The 21,399-nt window shown below is 64.8% G+C and carries 17 protein-coding genes; 8 read left to right on the top strand and 9 right to left on the bottom strand.

What is annotated here, in order from left to right; genetic code table 11:
• The first annotated feature begins 19 nt into the window (after window positions 1-19).
• On the top strand, window positions 20-2,857 hold the full coding sequence (gene ppc / locus N0K08_RS03905) for a phosphoenolpyruvate carboxylase (RefSeq protein WP_261498726.1): 2,838 nt from the start codon (window positions 20-22) through the stop codon (window positions 2,855-2,857).
• A 228-nt stretch (window positions 2,858-3,085) separates the two neighbouring features.
• Entirely contained in the window at window positions 3,086-5,272 is a 2,187-nt protein-coding gene (gene yccS / locus N0K08_RS03900) for a YccS family putative transporter (protein ID WP_261498725.1), read from the top strand.
• Between the two features lie 52 nt (window positions 5,273-5,324).
• Here yccS and flhC read toward each other — a convergent pair whose 3' ends face one another.
• The 5 genes from flhC to N0K08_RS03875 form a co-directional block, all read right to left on the bottom strand.
• Complete coding sequence (flhC, locus tag N0K08_RS03895; protein ID WP_261498724.1) at window positions 5,325-5,867, bottom strand: flagellar transcriptional regulator FlhC; 543 nt, start codon at window positions 5,865-5,867, stop codon at window positions 5,325-5,327.
• 58 nt (window positions 5,868-5,925) lie between these two features.
• Window positions 5,926-6,252: a flagellar transcriptional regulator FlhD gene (gene flhD, locus N0K08_RS03890; protein ID WP_261498722.1), complete on the bottom strand. Its 327-nt coding sequence runs from the start codon at window positions 6,250-6,252 to the stop codon at window positions 5,926-5,928.
• Window positions 6,253-6,604: 352 nt separating this feature from the next.
• Window positions 6,605-7,537, bottom strand: a complete 933-nt coding sequence (locus N0K08_RS03885; RefSeq protein WP_261498721.1) for a sulfurtransferase — start codon at window positions 7,535-7,537, stop codon at window positions 6,605-6,607.
• Window positions 7,538-7,784: 247 nt separating this feature from the next.
• Complete coding sequence (locus N0K08_RS03880) at window positions 7,785-8,669, bottom strand: DMT family transporter (RefSeq protein WP_261498719.1); 885 nt, start codon at window positions 8,667-8,669, stop codon at window positions 7,785-7,787.
• Window positions 8,670-8,750: 81 nt separating this feature from the next.
• A complete protein-coding gene (locus N0K08_RS03875) occupies window positions 8,751-9,890 on the bottom strand; it encodes an aromatic ring-hydroxylating oxygenase subunit alpha (RefSeq protein ID WP_261498717.1) in 1,140 nt (379 codons plus the stop codon).
• A 343-nt stretch (window positions 9,891-10,233) separates the two neighbouring features.
• Between N0K08_RS03875 and xseB the strand changes: the two genes are divergently transcribed.
• The 5 genes from xseB (at window position 10,234) to N0K08_RS03850 (ending at window position 16,014) form a co-directional block, all read left to right on the top strand.
• Window positions 10,234-10,476, top strand: coding sequence for an exodeoxyribonuclease VII small subunit (gene xseB, locus N0K08_RS03870; RefSeq protein WP_261498716.1), 243 nt, complete (start codon window positions 10,234-10,236; stop codon window positions 10,474-10,476).
• The gene (locus tag N0K08_RS03865) at window positions 10,473-11,429 is read left to right on the top strand and encodes a polyprenyl synthetase family protein (RefSeq protein WP_408642899.1); all 957 of its coding nucleotides are present in this window, start codon (window positions 10,473-10,475) and stop codon (window positions 11,427-11,429) included. Before xseB ends, N0K08_RS03865 begins: the two co-directional genes overlap by 4 nt.
• 126 nt (window positions 11,430-11,555) lie before the next feature.
• On the top strand, window positions 11,556-13,439 hold the full coding sequence (gene dxs, locus N0K08_RS03860; RefSeq protein ID WP_261498714.1) for a 1-deoxy-D-xylulose-5-phosphate synthase: 1,884 nt from the start codon (window positions 11,556-11,558) through the stop codon (window positions 13,437-13,439).
• A 249-nt stretch (window positions 13,440-13,688) separates the two neighbouring features.
• On the top strand, window positions 13,689-14,771 hold the full coding sequence (locus N0K08_RS03855) for a TRAP transporter substrate-binding protein (RefSeq protein WP_261498713.1): 1,083 nt from the start codon (window positions 13,689-13,691) through the stop codon (window positions 14,769-14,771).
• A 163-nt stretch (window positions 14,772-14,934) separates the two neighbouring features.
• Window positions 14,935-16,014 (top strand): TRAP transporter substrate-binding protein, encoded by a 1,080-nt coding sequence (locus N0K08_RS03850; RefSeq protein WP_261498712.1) that lies wholly within the window; start codon window positions 14,935-14,937, stop codon window positions 16,012-16,014.
• A 247-nt stretch (window positions 16,015-16,261) separates the two neighbouring features.
• Here the strand turns inward: N0K08_RS03850 and N0K08_RS03845 are convergent, their stop codons facing one another.
• The 3 genes from N0K08_RS03845 to N0K08_RS03835 all read right to left on the bottom strand — a co-directional run bounded on the left by N0K08_RS03845 (window position 16,262) and on the right by N0K08_RS03835 (window position 19,379).
• Window positions 16,262-18,046 (bottom strand): TRAP transporter large permease, encoded by a 1,785-nt coding sequence (locus tag N0K08_RS03845; RefSeq protein WP_261498711.1) that lies wholly within the window; start codon window positions 18,044-18,046, stop codon window positions 16,262-16,264.
• Between the two features lie 18 nt (window positions 18,047-18,064).
• A complete protein-coding gene (locus N0K08_RS03840) occupies window positions 18,065-18,685 on the bottom strand; it encodes a TRAP transporter small permease subunit (RefSeq protein ID WP_261498710.1) in 621 nt (206 codons plus the stop codon).
• 334 nt (window positions 18,686-19,019) lie between these two features.
• Window positions 19,020-19,379 (bottom strand): hypothetical protein, encoded by a 360-nt coding sequence (locus tag N0K08_RS03835; RefSeq protein WP_261498709.1) that lies wholly within the window; start codon window positions 19,377-19,379, stop codon window positions 19,020-19,022.
• A gap of 152 nt (window positions 19,380-19,531) precedes the next feature.
• Between N0K08_RS03835 and N0K08_RS03830 the strand changes: the two genes are divergently transcribed.
• Complete coding sequence (locus N0K08_RS03830) at window positions 19,532-20,359, top strand: undecaprenyl-diphosphate phosphatase (RefSeq protein WP_261498708.1); 828 nt, start codon at window positions 19,532-19,534, stop codon at window positions 20,357-20,359.
• 172 nt (window positions 20,360-20,531) lie between these two features.
• Here the strand turns inward: N0K08_RS03830 and N0K08_RS03825 are convergent, their stop codons facing one another.
• Window positions 20,532-21,359, bottom strand: coding sequence for an alpha/beta fold hydrolase (locus tag N0K08_RS03825; RefSeq protein WP_261498707.1), 828 nt, complete (start codon window positions 21,357-21,359; stop codon window positions 20,532-20,534).
• Between the last annotated feature and the right edge of the window lie 40 nt (window positions 21,360-21,399).

The raw sequence follows: 21,399 nt of genomic DNA, 5'->3' as shown, positions 1-21,399 counted from the left end.
CGCCCCAGGAAATATCTCCATGACCCACCCTTCGCGCAAGAGTAACGAGCTTTCAACCACCAAGGCCGGTCGCAAGACTGACAAAGACTGGCCGTTGATTCAGGATATTCGCCTGCTGGGCCGTATCCTGGGTGACGTGATTCGCGAGCAGGATGGCGTCGCCGCCTATGAGCTGGTGGAGCAGGTGCGCCAGCTGTCGGTGGCGTTCCGGCGCGATGCCGACCACGATGCCGACAAGCAGCTCAAGAAGCTGCTCAAGAGCCTCAGCGGCGACCAGACCGTGAGCGTGATCCGCGCCTTCACCTATTTCAGCCATCTGGCCAATCTGGCCGAAGACCGTCACCATATCCGTCGCCGCACCTTGCACGAGCGCGCGGGCAATACCCAGGAAGGCAGCATAGGCGTGGCGCTGGCGCGCCTGCGCTGGGCCGGTATTGCGCCCAGCGTGATCTCCGAGACCCTGGCCAAAAGCTATCTGTCGCCGGTGCTCACCGCCCACCCCACGGAAGTGCAGCGCCACAGCATTCTGTCGGCCGAGCGCGACATCGCCCAGCTGCTGGCGGCGCGCGACGACATCAGCGACCGCGCCCAGCTCTACAACAGCGCCAAGGACGCGCTCACGCCGCGCGCCCTGGCCGACAACGAGGCCCAACTGCGCGCACGCGTGTCCCAACTGTGGCAAACGCGCCTGCTGCGCTATACCAAGCTGACGGTGGCCGATGAGATCGAGAACGCGCTGACCTATTACGAAGCGACTTTCCTGCGCGAGATTCCCAAGCTCTACGCGGAGCTGGAGCAGGAGCTGGGCGATCTGCCCGTGGCCAACTTCCTGCGCATGGGCCAGTGGATTGGCGGCGACCGCGACGGCAACCCGAACGTCACGGCCGACACCTTGCAACTGGCGCTGCGCCGCCAGGCCGATGTGGCCTTGCGCCATTACCTGACCGAAGTGCATTACCTGGGCGGCGAGCTGTCGCTGTCGGCGCACCTGGTGCAGCTGACGCCCGAGATGCAGGCCCTGGCCGAGAGTTCGCCCGACACCAGCGAGCACCGCCGCGACGAGCCTTACCGCCGCGCGCTCACCGGCATCTACGCGCGCCTGGCTGCGAGCCTCAAGACGCTGACCGGCGGGGACGCGGCGCGCCACGCGGTGGCGCCGCAAAACGGCTACACCTGCGCCGAGGAGTTCCTGGCCGACCTGCGGGTGATCGACCAGTCGCTGCGCAGCCACCATGGCGGGCCGCTGGCCGCGCAGCGCCTGCATCCGCTGATCCGCGCGGTGCAGGTGTTCGGTTTTCACCTGGCGACGGTGGATCTGCGCCAGAGCTCCGACCAGCATGAGACCGTGGTCGCCGAGCTGCTGGCCACGGCCCGGCTGGAGCCCGACTACTGCGGCCTGGAAGAACACGCCAAGCAGGCATTGCTGGTGCGCCTGCTCGAAGACGCGCGCCCGCTGCGCGTGATGGGCGTGCAGTATTCGGCGCACACCTGCAGCGAGCTGGCGATCTTCGAAACCGCGCGGCGCATGCGCGCGGCCTATGGCGACCAGGCGATACGCCACTACATCATCAGCCACACGGAAACCGTCAGCGACCTGCTCGAAGCGCTGCTGCTGCAAAAGGAAGTCGGCCTGATGCAGGGCACGCTGGACAATGACGGGCGCTCGGACCTGATCGTCGTGCCGCTGTTCGAGACCATAGAAGACCTGCGCAACGCCGCGCCCATCATGCGTGCCTACTACCAACTGCCCGGCGTGGCGGCCCAGGTGCAGCGCTCGGGCGGCGAGCAGGACATCATGCTGGGTTACAGCGACAGCAACAAGGACGGCGGCATCTTCACCAGCAACTGGGAACTGTACCGCGCGGAAATCGCCCTGGTCGAGTTGTTCGACGAGCTGGCCGCGACCCATGGCATACGGCTGCGCATGTTCCATGGCCGTGGCGGTACCGTGGGGCGCGGCGGCGGTCCTAGCTACCAGGCCATCCTGGCCCAGCCTCCGGGCACGGTGCGCGGCCAGATCCGCCTGACCGAGCAGGGCGAAGTCATCGCCTCGAAGTACGCGAACCCCGACATCGGCCGGCGCAACCTCGAAACCCTGGTCGCGGCGACGCTCGAAGCCACGCTGCTGCAGCCCACCAAGTCGGCGACGCCGGCTTTCCTCGCGGCCGCGGCACAGCTGTCGCAGGCCAGCATGACGGCCTACCGCTCGCTGGTCTACGAGACTCCGGGCTTCACCTCCTATTTCTTCGGCAGCACGCCGATCCGCGAAATCGCCGAACTCAACATCGGCTCGCGCCCCGCGTCGCGCAAGCCTTCGCAGAAGATCGAAGACCTGCGCGCCATTCCCTGGGGCTTCAGCTGGGGCCAGTGCCGACTGACCTTGCCGGGCTGGTATGGCTTTGGCGCGGCGGTGCAGGACTTCCTGCAGCAGCCAGGCAAGGACGCCAAGGCGCAGATGGCGTTGCTGCAGCGCATGTACCGCCAGTGGCCGTTCTTTCGCACCCTGCTGTCGAACATGGACATGGTGCTGGCCAAGAGCGATCTGGCGCTGGCCTCGCGCTACAGCGAACTGGTCAGCGACACCCGCGTGCGCCGGCGCATCTTCGAGGCCATCGAGGCCGAATGGCACCGCACGGCCGAAGCGCTGACCCACATCACCGGCGACAAGCAGCGCCTGGCACACAACTCCGCGCTGGCGCGCTCCATCCGTCACCGTTTCCCCTACATCGATCCGCTGCACCACCTGCAGGTGGAGCTGGTGCGGCGCTGGCGTGCGGGCCAGGGAGACGAGCGGGTGCAGACCGGCATCCATATCTCGATCAACGGCATCGCGGCGGGATTGCGGAATACTGGATGACACCCCCTGAGCCGCTTCGCGTCTTCCCCCTCTCAACCTTCGGTGGAGGGGGACGGCAGCCTCGGTGCGGGGCGGCCCTTCCTCGCTGCCCCTTGCTGGGGCGCGCCAGTTGCGCGGGCTGTGGGTGGTGCCAGTGCGGCCCCAGCGGTTGGCGCCGTTTTCTCGCTGCCCCCCAGCCGGGCACGCCATTTGCATGGGCTGGGTGTGTGTGAATGAAAGAGAAGAATAGTGGCCACTGACGTCGGAATCTGGTTGAAGCGCACGCTGGCGCAGGGGAGCTGGGCCTATGGCCTGCGGGTGTGCATCGCGCTGGGCGGGGCCATGGCGCTTTGCTGGTGGCTGGACCGCCTGCCCCAGGTGATGCCGCTGTTCCTGGGCATCATCGCCAGCGCGCTGGCCGAGACCGACGACAGCTGGCGCGGTCGCTGCCGGGCCCTGGCCGCCACGCTGGCGTGTTTTGCGCTGGTGGCCTTTTCCGTCGAGGCGCTGCAGCCCTGGCCGCTGGGTTTTGCGGCGGCCTTGCTGCTGTTCACTTTTGCGTTCACCCTGCTCGGCGCCATGGGCGAGCGCTACCGGGCGATTGCTTCGGCGGCCGTGATCCTGGCCTTGTACACCGCGATCAGCATGGCGCCGGGCGCGGCCGCAGCGCACGCGCGGCCTGGCGCCTGGCCCGTGCCGGCGCTGCTGGTCGCGGGCGCGGCCTGGTACGGATTGTTGTCCGTGGGCTGGTGCGCGCTGTTTCCCCATGCGCCGGTGCGGCAGAACCTGGCCCAGCTGTATGCACAGCTCGGTGCCTACCTGCGGCTCAAGGCCAGCCTGTTCGAGCCGGTGCGGGCGGTGGACCTGGAGCGGCGGCGCATGGCCCTGGCCCAGACCAATGGCCAGGTCGTGGCCTGCCTGAACCAGGTCAAGGAAAGCCTGTTCAGCCGCCTCGGGCCGCAGCCGCGCCAGCAGGTCAGCGGCGAGATGCTGCGCCACATGAACCTGTACTTCATCGCCCAGGACATCCACGAGCGGGCCAGCTCCTCCCACTACCGCTACAACGAATGGGCGCAGCTGCTGTTCCACAGTGACGTGCTGTACCGCTGCCAGCGGGTGCTGAGTCTGCAGGGCGCGGCCTGCAGCCAGCTGGCCGAGGCGCTGCGCCAGCGTGTGCCTTTTGCGCCGGATGCCGAAGGCGCGCGGGCGATGGAAGACCTGCGCGCGGCCATCGACTACCTTGAGGCGCAGCAGCAGCCCGCATGGCAGCGGCCGCTGCGTTCTCTGCGCGCCCTGGTGCGCAACCTGGCCACGCTGGACGCGCAACTGGCCGCGGCCACGCACCCTACGGGCGGCAGCCAGCTGGCCGATTCCAGCTTGTTCAACCGCCGGCCGCGTTCGCTGACCGAAGCCTGGGCCCGCATCCGCGCCCAGCTGCATCCGAGCGCGCCGTTGCTGCGCCATGCGCTGCGGCTGTCGCTGGCGCTGGCCGCGGGCTTTGCCGCCATGCAGTTCACCGATCCAGAGCATGGCTACTGGATCGTGATGACCACCTTGTTCGTCTGCCTGCCGACCTATGGCGCGACGCTGGCGCGCGTCTCCCAGCGCATTCTGGGCACCGTCATCGGACTGGTCGCGGGCTGGGCGCTGCTGCGGCTGTTTCCCGGCCTGGCGTTGCAGTCGCTGATCGTCGTGGCCGCGGGCGTGATGTTTTTCGTCACCCGCACCCAGCGCTATGTCACGGCCACGGCAGCCATCACCTTGCTGGTGCTGCTGAGCTTTCACCAGACCACGGGCGACGCCTATGCGCTGATCTGGCCGCGGCTGATCGATACCCTGCTCGGCGCGGCCATCGCCACGGCGGCCATGCTGCTGGTGCTGCCCGACTGGCAAGGCCGGCGCCTGCACCTGCTGGTGGCGCAGGCGATTGCGGCGCATGCGGCCTACCTGCGCGAAATCATGTCGCAGTACGCGACCGGCAAGGACGATGACCTCGACTACCGGCTGGCGCGCCGCAACGCCCACAACGCGGACGCGGCCCTGTCCACGGCCCTGGCGCAATTGCTGCTCGAGCCGCGCGCCGTGCGCCGTCATGCGCGCGTGGGCATGCAGTTGCTGCTGCTGTCCCACACCTTGCTCAACTACCTTTCGGCGCTGGGCGCCCACCGCGAACAGTTGTTCCAGAGCGAGAGCCACCCCTTGGCCGTCGAAGCGGCGCGCCATGCCGCCGACCGCCTGGAGCAGATGGCCCAGGCCTTGAAGACGCGCCAGCCGCTGCCCGCGGAAGACGGGCGCAGCGCGGAACTGGCGCAGGCGCTGGAGCAGTGCGGCGATGCGCCCACGGATCCGCTGATGCCGGTACTCACGCCGCTGGTGCTGGTCTGCCAGCAACTCGCGCCTTTGCGCGCGGCCTGCGCGCAGCTGCAGTCGGGCTGAAGAATGCAAAAAGCCCCGAACATCGGGGCTTTGAGGACAGCGGGCGAAACGCTCAGTGCAGCATCAGCGCGCCGGCGCTCTTGCTCTTGCCGGCGCGTGCGGGCGGGTTGCACAGGCCGCATTGGTAGTGGCGTGCGTTCTCGTAGGGTTCGGTCACGAATTGGCCCTTGCAGGTGGAGCAGGGCGTGCGTGTGAGCATGTTGGCGTCGACGAACTTCACCAGGCGCCAGGCGCGGGTGAAGGACAGCAGCGGGTCCAGCCCGGCGGTCTCGATCTGCTCGGCGTACAGGCGATAGGCCTTGGTCAACTGTTCGGCCGTGTCCAGGCTCACGCCCTTGGACAGGTATTCGTAGATGTTGAGGAACAGCGAGCTGTGGATGTTTTCCTGCCAGGTCAGAAACCAGTCGGTCGAAAACGGCAGCTGTCCTTTGGATGGCGACTTGCCAGCGATCTCCTTGTACAGGCGGATCAGGCGTTCGTAGGACAGCGTGGTTTCCGACTCCAGCACTTGCATGCGCGCGCCCATTTCGATGAGCATGGCAGCGCGTTCAATCTGCTTGGATTCGTTGAGAACGCTTTTGGTGGTGACGGACATGGGGCAGGGCTTTCGCGGAATAAGAGGCGGGGACGGTGCAGGCAGCGGCGAGCGCGGCTTACAGCACTTCCGAGACGCGGCTGGCCATCAGGATGTTGGCGTGCAGCGTGTTGGTGGCGTCGTTGGCGATCTTGTTGGACGAGTGGTTGGTCAGCAGGCTCCAGACCAGTTCGTCGTCGACGCGGAAGCTGCACAGTAGGGTGCTGCGCGATGCCAGCTTGAGGACTTGTGCCGAAGACAGGGCGGTCAGGATGTCCGCTGCCTCTTCGTTCAGACCCAGACGGAACACAGCCTCGGCCTTGTCCTTGCGAATCAGGGTCTGGGCCAACATCAGGTAAGTGAGGTTGGCTTCACGGATCTCAGCAAGCAATTGTTCGTTCGTCATGGGGTAATCCTTTTCAAGTCCATCAGGGCAACACAGAGCACAAAAACCGGAGGTGTCTGGTGTCGCGATCTGTTGAATTGGATTGTTAAACAGGCCCAATCAAAATTTAAGTCAGGTGAGGGAGCTGCCGTTTGTCTGGTTCGGCCAGGGGGCTTGTAGGATAAATTCCTACATGAACTGTCGAAGATTGGATATTGCGCTCCAGTAGGCGGCCTGCTGCCTGCGCATGGGTAACAACCCTTGGTCCGCCGATTTCGGGGCCCGGGAATTTGGTGTCAGCGCTTTTTTTTTCCGCAGGGGGCGTGGTGGTTGCTGCTTGTGCGCAACAACGGCCCCCGCGGATAAGGGCATATCAGCCGCGCGCCACGGGCCGCGTGGCGTCCGCGCACCATTCGCTCCAGCTGCCCGCAAACAGCGCCGTCGGGCCCAGGCCCGCGACTTCCATGGCCAGCAGATTGGGCAAGGCGCTGACGCCGCTGCCGCACTGGTGGACCACGCTGTCGGCCGGACGCTCGCCCAGCAGCTGCTGGAACTCGGCACGCAGCAGCTCGCGCGGCTTGAAACGGCCATCGGCGCCGAGGTTCTCGCTGAACGGACGATTGAGCGCCCCTGGAATGTGGCCGGCCACGGGGTCCAGCGGCTCGACTTCACCGCGGTAGCGGGCCGGTGCGCGTGCGTCTATCAGCGTCTGGTCCGGGGAGTTCAGCCCGGCCAGCACTTCGGCGGCCGTGACCAGGCGACGCAGTGGCGGATGCAAAGCAAAGCTGGTCTGGAAATGGCTGGCTTCCGCGCCCTGGGCGACGGGCTGGCCTGCGGCCTGCCAGGCTTGCAGGCCGCCATCGAGCACGGCCACGGCATCGTGGCCGGCCCACTTGAGCATCCACCACAGCCGGCCGCAGAAATTGGCGCCGTTGCGGTCATAGACGACGGCCTGCATGTTGTTGGCAAAGCCGATGCTGGACAGCCACACCGCGAAGCGCTCGCGGCTGGGCAGCGGGTGGCGCCCGCCGGAAGCGGGCTGGTCGGCCTGCGATACGGCGACCGATCCGTCGCTGCTGGGCATGCCGTGCTTGGCGCTCAGGTCTTGATCCAGGTCGGCGAAGACCGCGCCCGGAATATGGACCTGCTCATACAACTGGCGGCCGACGCTGGGCTTGCCCAGGTCGAAGCTGCAATCGAACACCATGCAGGGCTTGCCGCCCGCGGCATGGCCGCCTGCGGCATGGCCACTGGCCTGCAGGGCAACGAGTTGCGCGGGAGAAATCAGGGTGGTGTAAGTGGTCATGGACGTGAACGCTCCCCGACAAGAGAGGCCCCGCCGCGCAGGGCTCTGAAATCGCTTGGCGGTGTTCCGCAATTATCCGACGCAGCGCACGTGCCTGCAGCGGTTTCGCTGGCGCCACAGGTCACAAGTCCATGCAACTGGCGCGCCCTAGCAAGGAGACATCGAGCAAGGGCCGCCCCGCAGCGAGGATGTCGTCCCCCTGGGGGGAAGCAGGGGCCGGCCATCCGGCGCAGTCGCTCAGGGGGGGTCAATTCCTACTGCGCATCACCGTAGCCACAATCGCACTGCCGACGATCAAGGCCATGCCCAGCCAGCCCAGGGGCGGAATCACGTCGCCGAACACCAGCACGCTATAGGCCCCGCCGAAGGCAATGCCGGAATACTGCAGGTTGGCCACGACCATGGTGCCGCGGCGGGTCTTGGCGTTGGCGTAGGCGCGGGTCATGCACAACTGGCCGCCGGCCGCCAGGACGCCAATGGGAATCAGCCACAGCGCAGGCCAGCCGGGGAAGCTGGACGTGCCGACGAAGAGCATGGCCGCACCGCCCGCCACGGCCGAGCCGAGGGAGAAATAGAACACCACGCGCTGCTCGGGCTCACCCAGGCGCGACAGCGCCACCACTTGCATATAGGCCAGCGCGGAAATCATGCCCGACATCAGGCCGACGATGCCGGCCAGTCCCTGGTCCGCGTTGATGCTGGGGCGCATCATCAGCACCACACCGACAAAGCCCACCAGCACGCTGCACACCACGGGCATGTGCAGCGCCGGCCGGGGCGTGGCCGGTGACGGTCGCCAGGCCATCAGCGCTCCGCCGACCATGAACGCGGCGATCCACAGGCTGCTCATATAGTTGAGCGTCATGGCCGTGGCCAGAGGCAGCTTGGCGATGGCGTAGAACCAGGCGCTCATGGAGATCACGCCGACCAGCGAGCGCCAGGCGTGCATCAGCGGGTACTCGGTACGCAGCGTCACGCCCTGGGCGCGGGTCAGGGCCCACAGCAGTGCCATGCTGATGAGGCCGCGGTAGAAAATGATTTCTGCGGTATTGAAGTACTCGGCGGCGAACTTGATGCACACGCCCATGGTGGCAAAGAAAAAGGCCGCGAGCACCATCCAGAGAACTTGCATAAGAAGAAAACGCCAGACATAAAAAAAGCTGCAAACGCTTGTTGGTCAAGCGGGTGCAGCTGGGGTGTTGAGCCGGAAGGCTCAGGCTTGCTTCAAGTCAGCGCTCATGGCGCCGCGGTACCACTCATGAAAATGCTGCATGCCATCTTCCATGGGGCTTTGGTAGGGACCGACCTCATTGTCGCCGCGTGCCAGCAGCGCGCGCCGTCCAGCGTCCATGCGCTCGGCGATTTCATCGTCTTCGAGGCAGGTTTCCATGTAGGCGGCTTTCTGGGCCTCGACGAATTCACGCTCGAAAGCGGCAATTTCCTCGGGGTAATAGAACTCCACCATGTTCATGGTCTTGGTCGGGCTCACCGGGTGCAGGGTCGAGACCGTGAGCACATGCGGATACCACTCGACCATGATGTGCGGGTAGTAGGTCAGCCAGATCGCGCCGCGCTCGGGCAGTTGGCCGTTGCGGTAGTTGAGCAGCACTTCGTGCCAGATCTTGTAGACCTCCGAGCCCGGCTGGCCGAACGACGGCGCCACGCCCACGGTCTGCACCGAGTATTCCTTCTGGAATTCCCATTGCAGATCGTCGCAGGTGACGAAATTGCCCAGGCCGGGGTGGAAGGGCCCTACGTGGTAGTCCTCGAGGTAGACCTCGATGAAGGTTTTCCAGTTGTAGTTGCACTCGTGCATTTCGACATGGTCGAGCACGTAGCCGTCAAAGCTCAGCTGCGCACGCGGGCCCATGCCGGCGAGATCGGCGGCGATGTCACGGCCGTTGTCTTCGAACAACAGGCCGTTCCACTCGCGCAGGCGGTAATTGTTGAGGTTCAGGCAGGGGTCCTGGCTGAAGTGGGGCGCGCCCAGCAGTTGACCGCTGGGGTTGTAAGTCCAGCGGTGCAGCGGGCAGACGATGTTGCCGCCGGCATGGCCCTTGCCCTGGCCTTGCAGCGAACCGCGGCCTTTGAGCATCACCGCCTGGCGGTGGCGGCAGACGTTGGAGACCAGCTCCACGCCGCCCTGGGCATTGCGCACCAGCGCTCGGCCTTCCCCCTCCTGGGGCAAGGCGTAGTAGTCGCCGGGATTGGGAACGCTCAACTGGTGCCCGACATAGCGGGGGCCGGACGCAAAAATAGTGTTCAACTCACGCTGGAACAGCGCTTCGTCGAAGTAGCTTGAAACTGGTAGTTGGCTTGCGGCCTGCTGCAGTTGAAGACTTAAATCAGACATGGATGACCTGACCTAAAGACTCCCCACAGGGAGGGTGCGCGGGCGCACACGATAGAAAAAACAAAACCGGCCAGGGACGCTGGCATGCTGCAGGGCAGGCGCATCAGACCGTCAATGCCGGGCACCAATGCTGCAAGCTCCGAAGGATGTGGCCATGCGTCAGGCCGGTTCGACGGGAATGGGATTATAGCTGGCAGGGTTATTTCCGCTTTTAGGGTGCGTGTATTGGGGGCCATGGGGAGGGGGTGAATGGGCTTGCTGCCGCTGCTGCTCTGGTGTCTTTCTGCCTGAATGTGGGCGCTGCGCCTAAAATCAGCTGCTTTACCTTCATCTTCCTGCTCTCATGCCCAAGGCTTCCGCTGCTAAAACCACCCCGTCCGAGCCGTCAAGTTACGAAGCTGCGCTGGAGGAGCTGGAGCAGCTGATCGCCCGCATTGAATCGGGCCAGTTGCCGCTGGACCAGATGCTCAGTGGTTACCAGCGCGCCGCCACACTGCTGGCTTATTGCCGCAAGCAGTTGGACGCCGTCCAGGACCAGATTCAGCTGCTCGACGAAGGCACGCTGCAACCCTGGAGCCAGGAATGAACCACGCCATGAATGCCTCGATGACGCTGTTACCTGTTTTTGACCTGTCCGCCTGGATGCAAAGCCGCCTGGACGATGTGGAGCAGGGGCTGTCGCGCTGGGTCGGCGTGGATGCGCCGGCGCAACTGGGCGAAGCCATGCGCTATGCCGTGCTCGACGGCGGCAAGCGCCTGCGGCCCTTGCTGGTGCTGGCCGCCAGCGATGCGGTCGGCGGCCTGCCCGCCGCTGCCTTGCGCGCGGCCTGCGCGGTGGAGCTGGTGCACGCTTACTCGCTGGTCCACGACGACATGCCTTGCATGGACAACGATGTGCTGCGCCGTGGCAAGCCCACGGTGCATGTGCAGTTCGGCGAAGCCCAGGCCTTGCTGGCCGGCGACGCGCTGCAGGCCCTGGCGTTCGAGCTGCTCGTGCCCTTGCGGCCAGACGAAGCGCCGGCTGCGGCCAACGATGAAGCCGATATTCCCGCAGCCGTGCAGGCCGGACTGTGCAGCCTGCTGGCGCGTGCCGCTGGCGCGCATGGCATGGCCGGCGGCCAGGCGATCGACCTGGCCAGCGTGGGCCTGCAGCTGTCCGAAGACCAACTGCGTCAGATGCACCGCCTCAAGACCGGCGCCTTGCTCCAGGGCAGCGTGCTCATGGGCGCGGCCTGCGGCAGCGTCAGCGAAAGCGCGCGCAGCGCCCTGTCCGAATATGGCGCGGCGCTGGGCCTGGCCTTCCAGGTGGTCGATGACATTCTCGACGTGGTCGCGGACTCGGCCACTCTGGGCAAGACGGCCGGCAAGGACGCGGCCAACGACAAGCCCACTTATGTATCGCTGATGGGGCTGGCTGGCGCCCGCGCCTACGCCGACAGCCTGGCCGCGCAAGCCCAGGCAGCGCTGGCGCGCAGCGGCCTGGCCGACACCCGTGCGCTGTCGGCATTGGCTGATCAGGTGATTCGCCGCTCGCACTGATGGCGCAGGCAAGCTTGCGATGAAGCAGGTCTTGCCCAGCGGTCGGTGTGCCGAATGTGATATCTATAGTAAATTGGCTTTTAACGCTTGTTTTTCAAGCATTGGCTGCTACTAAAAAAATAGCAAATGTCCACGAATTCCTATCCCCTCTTGCAGGCTGTCAACAGCCCTGCGGACTTGCGCCGTTTCTCGCGCGCACAGCTCAAGGCGCTGGCCGCGGAGCTGCGCAGCTATGTGCTCGACAGCGTGTCGCGCACCGGCGGCCACCTCAGCTCCAACCTGGGGACGGTGGAGCTCACGGTAGCCCTGCATGCAGTGTTCGACACCCCCCGTGACCGGCTGGTCTGGGATGTGGGTCACCAGACCTACCCCCACAAGATTCTCACCGGCCGGCGCGACCGCATGCCCAGCCTGCGCCAGCTCGGCGGCCTGTCGGGCTTCCCGCTGCGCAGCGAAAGCGAGTACGACACGTTCGGCACGGCGCATTCGTCGACCAGCATTTCGGCGGCCCTGGGCATGGCCCTGGCTGCCAAGCGCAAGGGCGAAGACCGCCGCGCCGTGGCCATCATCGGCGACGGCGCCATGACGGCCGGCATGGCCTTCGAAGCGCTGAACAACGGCGGCGTGTCCGACGCCAACCTGCTGGTGATCCTCAACGACAACGACATGAGCATCAGCCCGCCGGTGGGCGCGCTCAACCGTTACCTGGCCCAGCTGATGAGCGGGCAGTTCTATGCCAAGGCGCGCGGCGTGGGCAAGAGCGTGCTCAAGCAGGTGCCGCCGCTGCTGGAACTGGCCAAGCGCCTGGAGCAGTCGGCCAAGGGCATGGTGGTGCCGGCCACGCTGTTCGAGAACTTCGGTTTCAACTACATCGGCCCTATCGACGGCCATGACCTGGACTCGCTGATTCCGACGCTGGAAAACATCAAGGGCCTTGAAGGCCCGCAGTTCCTGCATGTGGTGACCAAGAAGGGGCAGGGCTACAAGCTGGCCGAAGCCGATCCTGTCACCTACCATGGCCCGGGCAAGTTCGACCCGGCCGTAGGCATCGTCAAGCCGACGACGCCGTCCAAGACCACCTTCACCCAGGTCTTCGGCCGCTGGCTGTGCGACATGGCTGCCGAGGACAAGCGCCTGGTGGGCATCACCCCGGCCATGCGCGAAGGTTCGGGCATGGTGGAGTTCGAGAAGCGCTTCCCCCAGCGCTACTACGACGTGGGCATTGCCGAGCAGCATGCGATCACTTTCGCGGCCGGCATGGCCTGCGAAGGCGTCAAGCCGGTGGTGGCGATTTATTCCACCTTCCTGCAGCGCGGCTATGACCAGCTGATCCACGACGTGGCGCTGCAAAACCTGCCGGTGGTGTTTGCGCTCGACCGCGCCGGCCTGGTCGGCGCCGATGGCGCGACCCATGCGGGCAACTACGACATTCCGTTCGTGCGCTGCATTCCCAATATGTCCATCGCCTGCCCGGCCGACGAGCGTGAATGCCGCCAGCTGCTGAGCACGGCCTACGCGCAAAACCACCCGGTGGCCGTGCGCTATCCGCGTGGCAGTGGCGCCGGTGTCGAGCCCCTGCTCAGCCTGGAAGGCCTGCCGTTCGGCAAGGGCGAAATCCGCCGCGAATCCAGCCGCACTCCCGAGACCGGGCCGCGCGTCGCCATCCTGTCCTTCGGCAGCCTGCTGTACCCCGCGCTGGAAGCCGCTGCAGCGCTGGACGCGACGGTGGTCAACATGCGCTGGGCCAAGCCGCTGGACGTGGAACTGCTGCTGGAAGTCGCAGCGCGCCACGATGCGCTGGTGACGCTGGAAGAGGGCGCCATCATGGGCGGTGCGGGCAGTGCCGTGCTGGAAGCCTTGCAGGCCGCGGGCGTGCTGCGCCCGGTGCTGCAGCTGGGCCTGCCGGACCAGTTCATCGAACACGGCGATCCGGTCAAATTGCTGGCCTTGCAAGGGCTCGATGCCCCAGGCATAGAGAAGTCGGTGCGCGAGCGCTTTTACAGCGCCTGAGCATCCAGGACCGGACAGGAAAGCCGCCGCGAGGCGGCTTTTTTACGTCGCCACGCGGGACCTGCCCGCTCGGTGGCCGGAACTTGCAAATAAATGTGTCACGAATAGGGGTAAAGCCGGGTTTACCCAGGAATGTTTGCACAAGGTGCTTTCCTACAATCATTGGAATCAAGTCTGGATGGGCGCTGTGTCCATCTCCGCGGGGGAGCTGACGTCAGTGCAGCCAGACTTTCTAATGGAGTTGTTTACATGGATCGTCGTTCATTGATCAAGCAGGCGGGTATCGCCGGTGTTCTGGCTGCCGGTGTGGCCCCTGCGGTGCACGCGCAAGCCGCCGTGCGCTGGCGCATGGCATCGAGTTTCCCCAAGTCTCTGGACACCATTTTCGGCAGCGCCGAAATGTTTGCGCGCACCGTCAAGGCCTTGTCGGGCGGCAAGTTTGAAGTCTCCGTGCACGCTGCCGGCGAGCTGATGCCCGCTTTCGGCGTGGTCGATGCCCTGCAGAACGGCACCATCGAAATGGCGCAGACCGCGCCTTACTACTTCACCGGCAAGGACGCGATCTTTGCCTTTGCCTGCGCAGTACCCTTCGGCCTGACGGCGCGCCAGATGGACGCCTGGATGGACCATGGCAACGGCCGCAAGCTGATGGATGCGTTCTTCGCGAACTACAACATCAAGAGCTACAGCGCCGGCAACACGGGCACGCAGATGGGCGGCTGGTACCGCAAGGAAATCAAGTCCGCAGCCGACCTCAAGGGCCTGAAGATGCGCCTGGGCGGCGGCCTGTTCGGTGAAGCCATGGCCAAGCTGGGCGTGATCGCGCAGAACATGCCCGCGGGCGATGTCTACCAGGCGCTGGAAAAAGGCACGCTGGACGCCACCGAGTTCGTCGGTCCTTACGACGACCAGAAGCTGGGCTTCAACAAGGTCGCGCCTTACTACTACTACCCCGGCTGGTGGGAAGGTGGCGCCGAGCTCGAGTTCTTTGTCAACACCAAGGCCTACGCCGCGCTGTCGCCAGAGAACAAGGCCATCGTCGATGCCGCGACCAAGGTTGCGGCGCGCGACATGACGTCCAAGTACGACGCTTTCAACCCCATCGCCCTGAAGAAGCTGGTTGCCGACAAGACCCAGCTCAAGCCTTTCCCCAAGGACGTGATGGACGCCGGCTACAAGGCTTCGATGGAAGTCTTTGCCGAGCACGAGGCAAAGTCGCCCGAGTTCAAGAAGATCCATCAGGACATGCGCGCCTTCCAGCGCGACCAACTGCTGTGGGAGCGCTTCTCGGAGTTCCGCTTCAACAGCTACATGACTTCCGTCAAGCTGTAACAGCAGGCGTTAGGCAACGCACATGGCTGGCAACGCGCAGGCGCCCCAGCCCATGGCAAGCAACCGGTATCAGGACTGACTGCAGTGGTCCCGATGCCGGTTTTTTTTCGGCCTGTCGCCGCCATGGGATAGGCAGGCTGGGTCAACACACAGGAGACACAAATTGGATCGTCGTTCCATCTTGAAAAATGCCGGCATCGCCGGCGTGCTGGCGGCTGCGGCCGCTCCCGCCGTGCATGCCCAGCCTGTGGTGCGCTGGCGCATCGCCTCGAGCTTCCCCAAGTCGCTGGACACCATCTACGGCTCGGCCGAAGTGTTTGCGCGCGCGATCAAGGAGATGTCGGGCGGCAAGTTTGAAGTGACGGTGCACGCGGCTGGCGAGCTGATGCCGGCGTTTGGCGTGGTCGACGGCGTGCAGAACGGCACCGTGGAAATGGCCCATACCGCGCCGTATTACTTCTTCGGCAAGAACGAGGCCTTCGCCATTGGCGGCGCGATTCCGTTCGGCATGAACTCGCGCCAGCTCACGTCCTGGATGGTCGATGGCAATGGCCAGAAGCTGATGCGCGAGTTCTATGCCAAGTACAACATCGTCAACTACCTGGGCGGCAATACCGGCGCGCAAATGGGCGGATGGTTCCGCAAGGAAGTGAAGTCGCCGGCCGACATCAAGGGCCTGAAGTTCCGCGTCGGCGGCTTTGCCGGGCGGGTGATCGAGCGCCTGGGTGGCGTGCCGCAAAACATTCCCGCGGGCGAAATCTACCAGTCGCTGGAAAAAGGCACGATCGATGCGGCCGAGTGGATCGGACCCTACGATGACCTGAAACTGGGCCTCAACAAGGTCGCGCCTTTCTACTACTACCCCGGTTGGTGGGAAGGCAGCCTGAACCTGGAGTTCTACGTGAACCAGAAGGCGCTGGCGGCCTTGACGCCCGAGCAGCGGGCCATGGTCCAGGCGGCGAGCAACGAGGCGCATGTGGTCACGCAAGCCCGCTACGACGCGCGCAATCCGGGTGCGCTCAAGCAGCTGGTCGCCGCCAAGGCCAAGGTCTTGCCGTTCCCGCAGACGGTGATGGATGCGTCGTTCAAGACGACCATGGAGCTGTACGCCGAGCTCGACAAGAGCAACCCCGAGTGGAAGAAAATCTACGCCGATTACCGCAACTTCCAGCGCGACCAGATCCTCTGGTTCCGCTTTGCCGAGTCGCGCTTCGATAACTTCATGGCTTCGCAGAAACTTTGAGCACCCCCTGAGCGGCTGACGCCGCTCCCCCCTCTCATCCTTCGGTGGAGGGGGGCGACACCATCGCTGCGGGGCGGCCCTTGCTCGGTGTCCCCTTGCTGGGCAACGCCAGTTGCATAGGCTGCGAGCGATAACCAAGCTAGGCTCTGCCTGGCTTTTTTCATGGGCGTGACCATGTGAGGCGTCCATGAAAAAGCCCCTGCGGCCGGGCCGGCAGGGGCTTGGAGGGGCAGTGGCAGGCCAGGGCTTACTGCTTGGCGCCTTCGCGCTCCAGCGTGTCCTGCATGGCCTTGAGCGCGTCTTCGGCGCTGCCGGGGGCGCTGCTGGCCGGGGCGGGTTCGTTGCCCGGGATCTGCGTGCTCGGGTCGTCAAAGTCCATGGCCGGCGGCATGCTGGCTTCCATTTCCAGCCGCACCTTGTCGAGGTCGTAGACCACTTTTTCGTCCAGGCCGCTGGAGACAATGCCCGGGAAGAAAATGATCAGGCCGACCATGACCAGCTGGATCGCGACGAAAGGCACGGCGCCCGCGTAGATCTGCATGGTGGTGACAGGGTCGACCATCTTCTTCGTGACCTTGTCGACGTAGGCCTTGGTGGGCGCGACGCTGCGCAGGAAGAACAGCGCGAAGCCGAACGGCGGGTGCATGAACGAGGTCTGCATGTTCACGGCCAGCAAGACGCCGAACCACACCAGGTCGATGCCCAGCTTGTCGGCCACGGGCGCGAGCAGGGGCACGATGATGAAGGACAGTTCGAAGAAGTCCAGGAAGAAGGCCAGGAAGAAGACCAGTATGTTGACGACGATCAGAAAGCCGGTCTGGCCGCCGGGCAGGCTGGTCAGCAGGTGCTCGACCCACAGCGGGCCGTCCACGCCCTGGAACGTCAGGCTGAACATGGTGGCGCCGATCAGGATGAACAGCACAAAGCAGGACAGCTTGGTGGTCGACATCAGCGCCTGGCGCAGCAGAGGCATGTTCAGGCGCCCGCGCAGCAAGGCCATGATGCCCGCGCCCAGTGCACCCATGGCGCCGCCTTCGGTGGGCGTGGCCACGCCCAGGAAGATGGTGCCCAGCACCAGGAAGATCAGCAGCAGGGGCGGGATCAGCACAAAGGTCACGCGTTCGGCGACCTTGGACAGCAGGCCCATGCGGGTGATGCGGTTGAACGAGGCGGCGGCAAAGGCCAGCGCCACGCCAAAGCACATGGCGACGACGATGGTTTCGTCGAGCGCGACTTTTTCCACCAGCTCGCCTGTCCACCAGGTGTGCAGCTCGGGCATGTGCTTGCCGACGAAAATCGAGGCGCCCACGCACAGCGCGGTGAGCACCAGCAGCGAAGGCATGCCCGACTGGCCATTTTCTTCACGCAAGGTGCGGGCTTCGGGTGGCAGGGCCGGTACCAGGTGCGGTTTGAAGATGGCCAGGGCCATGATGAACAGGGCGTAGAAGCCGGTCAGCATCATGCCGGGAATGAACGCGCCCTTGTACATGTCGCCGACGCTGCGGCCCAACTGGTCGGACAGCACGATCAGCACCAGCGATGGCGGAATGATCTGCGCCAAGGTGCCCGAGGCGGCGATCACGCCCGAGGCGATGCGTCGGTCATAGCCGTAGCGCATCATGATGGGCAGCGAAATCAGGCCCATGGAAATCACCGAAGCCGCCACCACGCCGGTGGTCGCGGCCAGCAGGGCGCCGACAAAGATCACCGCCAGGGCCACGCCGCCGCGCACCGGGCCGAACAGCTGGCCTACGGTTTCCAGCAGATCTTCGGCCATGCCGCTGCGTTCGAGAATCAGCCCCATGAGAGTGAAGAACGGGATGGCGAGCAAAGTGTCGTTTTGCATGATGCCGTAGATGCGCAGCGGCAAGGCCTGCAGCAGCGCTTCGGGCAGCACGCCCAGCTCGACGCCGATGAAGGCGAAGAACATTCCGCAGGCACCGAGGCTGAACGCCACGGGAAAGCCCAGGATCATGAAAAAGATCAGGCCCACGAACATGATCGGGGCGAGGTTATGGGTCAGGAATTCCATTGAGTGTGTCTCCTGCGCTCAAGCGTCCGGGGTGTTCTTCTTGCTGTTGCCCTTGGAGGCTTCAGCCAGGTTGCGGATGGCTTCAGCGAGGTCTTCCTCGGCCGTTTTTTCCATCTTCTTGGCGGTCGGGTCCTCGATCAGGCCTTGCAGGAAGGCAATGCGCTTGATCAGTTCGGACCAGCCTTGCAGCAGCAGCAGTCCGAATCCCAGCGGCATCATCAGATACACCGGCCAGCGGATCAGGCCGCCGGCATTGCTGGACATTTCGCCGGTCTGGAAAGCCTGCCAGAAGAAGGGCACGCCCAGCCAGAGAACGGCCAGGCTCATGGGGGTGAGAAAGCAGGCAAAGCCGAAGATGTCGATCCAGATCTGCTTGCGCTTGGACAGGCGGCTGGAGAGCACGTCGACCTTCACATGTTCGCCCTGCAGCAGGGTGTAGCCCGCGGCCAGCAAAAAGGAGGCAGCGAACAAATACCACTGCACTTCCAGGAACGCGTTGGAGCTGGTGTTGAACACCTTGCGCACCACGGCATTCACTGCGCTGATGACGGTGGAGCCCAGAATGAGCCAGATGACGTACTTGCCGACCTGGGTGTTAATCCAGTCGACCCCTCTCGAAAACTTGAGTAAAGCCTGCATGGTGTCTCCAATCAAAAGGCCGTGCGTTTTTGACCGGATGGGCGCGGGTAAGCGACCTCCGGTGAATTTTTATCAACCCCTGATTTTAAAGAGCAGTTGTGCGATTTTTTCACCTGAGAATATAGGAATAACACTATATTTAACGCCTATACATTGCTATCTATTTGGTAGCTATAGGTGTTTACCTTTGTGTGGCGGAATTGTCAGCGTGGAGTGATTTTGACGACGGGCCGTCCCAAGCCAAAAAGTGCCCCTTTGGGGCGGCCCGCGTAGGGGCAGCGGCTACGCGAAGCGAGCAAGCGTGGGGGCCATTTCCACGGCATTTGCCCGCGCTTCATTCCAGTTCGAAGCGCTCGCGCAGGGCCTGGCTGAAGGCGGCGCTGGCACTGAGCGTCAGGCTCAGCGTGGTGCGCTGACCGGGCTGTGTGGCGAGCTGCAGGCGGCCCGTCGCCGGGTCGTAGCTGACGGGCAGGGGCTGGCCGTCGTCCTGCTGGGCCTGCAGGTCATAGTCCCAGTCGCCGCCATCTTCGACCGGACCGCGGCGGCCTGCAAAGCGGTGGGCCCAGCGCAGCAGTTGCTGCACTTCTTCGCTCAGCGCCGGCAGGCGCTCGCTGGTGACGCTGGCCAGCGCATCCCAGCTGCCCGTGCCTTCATCGTCTTCGCTGTAGTCAAAATCCAGATAGTCCAATTGCATGGCGGTCTCGTCGTGGGGGCTGGCCCCGGTGAAAAGCCGCCATTGTGGCGCGTCGGCGCGGGCCGTAGCCCTTGGTTACCTGGATGCCTCCAGGGTGGGGGGGGCTGGGCGTTGATAATGGCGGGGTTTCAACCGTCAAACAGGACATTTCCGTGGATATCGTATTGCTGCTCAAGGCCGCCATCATGGGTGTGGTCGAAGGGCTGACCGAGTTTTTGCCCATTTCCTCCACTGGACACCTGATTCTGGCGGGCGCGCTGCTCGGCTTCGAGGGCGAAAAAGCCAAGGTGTTTGACATCGCCATCCAGACCGGCGCGATTTTCGCGGTGATCCTGGTGTACTGGCAGAAGATCCGCAGCACCATGGTCGATCTGCCCACCAGCGCCAATGCCCGGCGCCTGGTGCTCAATGTCGTCATCGGCTTTCTGCCGGCCGTGGTGCTGGCGCTGGCGTTCGGCAAGCTGATCCAGCTGCATTTGTTCACCCCCATGGTGGTCGCCACGACGTTCATTCTGGGCGGCTTCGTGATCCTCTGGGCCGAGCGGCGCCCGGCGACGTCCATCCGTGTGCAGTCCGTGGATGACATGACGCCCATGGACGCGCTCAAGGTCGGCCTGGCGCAGTGCCTGGCCATGGTGCCCGGCACCAGCCGCAGCGGCGCGACCATCATCGGCGGCATGCTGCTGGGCCTGTCGCGCAAGGCCGCCACGGACTTCTCTTTCTTCCTGGCCATTCCCACGCTGATCGGCGCGGGCGTCTACAGCCTCTTCAAGGAACGCCACCTGCTGAGCATGGCGGACATCCCGCTGTTTGTCGTGGGCCTGGTGTTTTCCTTCATCAGCGCCTGGCTGTGCGTGCGCTGGCTGCTGCGCTACATCTCCAGCCACAGCTTCGTGCCGTTTGCCTGGTACCGCATCGCCTTCGGCATCGTGGTGCTGATCACGGCCTGGAGCGGGGTGATCGCTTGGCATGGGGCTTGACGCACCCCCTGAGCCGCTTACGCGGCTTCCCCCTCTCATCCTTCGGTGGAGGGGGACGGCAGCCTCGGTGCGGGGCGGCCCTTCCTCGCTGCCCCCTTGCTGGGCCGCGCCAAGTTTATGGACTGTGTGCCATGGATGACTGAATCACTGGAGCGCTGGGCGCTCCTTTTTTTTAGGCCGAGTGCACTGGCGCGGGCAGCGAAGCCAGGTTCAGCAGCGCCGCCTCGATGGCTGCTGCCGTCGCGTGGGGGCGCTCCATGGGGAACAGGTGGCTGCCGTCGAGCATCATGGTGCGCCCGCGGGTCACGCGCAGCGTCATGTCCATGCCGACCTGTTTCATTTCCTGCGAGCTGCGTCCGCCGATGAAGGCCACAGGGCAGCGCAGCGGGTGGCGGCGCAGCATGGCGTCGAGGTTGTGTGGCAAGGTGTTGTAGATGGCGGTCTCGATTTCGCGCTCGAAGGCCAGCACGCGCTTGCCGTCCTGGTCCTTGAGGCCCAGGGTCACATAGTCCTGCAGCACGTCGGGGTGCCACTGGGCGAAGGCTTTCTTCGAGCGGAAGTAGTCCAGCGCTTCCTGGTGGCTGGCCCAGCTGTTGCGTCGGCGCTGGCTGATTTTTCCGGGCGAGACCGAGCCCACCAGCTGGGCGCGCTTGGCCATGCCCAGGGTCGTGGCGCGCCAGCCGCTGATCAGCGGTGAGTCGATCAGCAGCACGCCTCGCGCCAGCTCGGGGTGCAGGGCGGCGGCCATCGCGCTGAGGAACCCGCCCAGCGAGTGGCCGACGAAGAACACCGGCTCGCCCAGCCGGTCGACTTCGGCGCGGGCAAAGTCGGCGAGCTGCTGCACCAGGTGCGGCCAGTTGTCGCTGACGGGATAGCGCTCGTCGTGGCCGAAGCGATCCACGCCTTGGGGCTCGCAGCCACGCTCGCGCAGCAACTCGAACAGCAGGCGGTAGGTGGCGATGGGAAAGCTGTTGGCGTGGGAGAAAACGATGGGCAGCATGGGCAATCTATCAGGCAAGCGGATTCAAAAAAATGGCCCC

It is taken from the genome of Acidovorax bellezanensis (assembly GCF_025421555.1).
Classification (GTDB): Bacteria; Pseudomonadota; Gammaproteobacteria; order Burkholderiales; family Burkholderiaceae_C; genus Comamonas; species Comamonas bellezanensis.
The sequence above is the reverse complement of the archived record's forward strand: the minus strand, read 5'-3'. Positions and strand labels throughout refer to the sequence as shown.

Excerpts from the sequence above, each read along its gene's own strand:
- N0K08_RS03865 (WP_408642899.1), top strand. The coding sequence starts at position 10,473 with ATGAACCACGCCATGAATGCCTCGATGACGCTGTTACCTGTTTTTGAC.
- N0K08_RS03880 (WP_261498719.1), bottom strand. The coding sequence starts at position 8,669 with ATGCAAGTTCTCTGGATGGTGCTCGCGGCCTTTTTCTTTGCCACCATG.
- N0K08_RS03855 (WP_261498713.1), top strand. The coding sequence starts at position 13,689 with ATGGATCGTCGTTCATTGATCAAGCAGGCGGGTATCGCCGGTGTTCTG.
- N0K08_RS03840 (WP_261498710.1), bottom strand. The coding sequence starts at position 18,685 with ATGCAGGCTTTACTCAAGTTTTCGAGAGGGGTCGACTGGATTAACACC.
- dxs (WP_261498714.1), top strand. The coding sequence starts at position 11,556 with ATGTCCACGAATTCCTATCCCCTCTTGCAGGCTGTCAACAGCCCTGCG.
- N0K08_RS03825 (WP_261498707.1), bottom strand. The coding sequence starts at position 21,359 with ATGCTGCCCATCGTTTTCTCCCACGCCAACAGCTTTCCCATCGCCACC.
- N0K08_RS03885 (WP_261498721.1), bottom strand. The coding sequence starts at position 7,537 with ATGACCACTTACACCACCCTGATTTCTCCCGCGCAACTCGTTGCCCTG.
- flhC (WP_261498724.1), bottom strand. The coding sequence starts at position 5,867 with ATGTCCGTCACCACCAAAAGCGTTCTCAACGAATCCAAGCAGATTGAA.
- N0K08_RS03875 (WP_261498717.1), bottom strand. The coding sequence starts at position 9,890 with ATGTCTGATTTAAGTCTTCAACTGCAGCAGGCCGCAAGCCAACTACCA.
- flhD (WP_261498722.1), bottom strand. The coding sequence starts at position 6,252 with ATGACGAACGAACAATTGCTTGCTGAGATCCGTGAAGCCAACCTCACT.
- ppc (WP_261498726.1), top strand. The coding sequence starts at position 20 with ATGACCCACCCTTCGCGCAAGAGTAACGAGCTTTCAACCACCAAGGCC.
- xseB (WP_261498716.1), top strand. The coding sequence starts at position 10,234 with ATGCCCAAGGCTTCCGCTGCTAAAACCACCCCGTCCGAGCCGTCAAGT.
- N0K08_RS03835 (WP_261498709.1), bottom strand. The coding sequence starts at position 19,379 with ATGCAATTGGACTATCTGGATTTTGACTACAGCGAAGACGATGAAGGC.
- N0K08_RS03845 (WP_261498711.1), bottom strand. The coding sequence starts at position 18,046 with ATGGAATTCCTGACCCATAACCTCGCCCCGATCATGTTCGTGGGCCTG.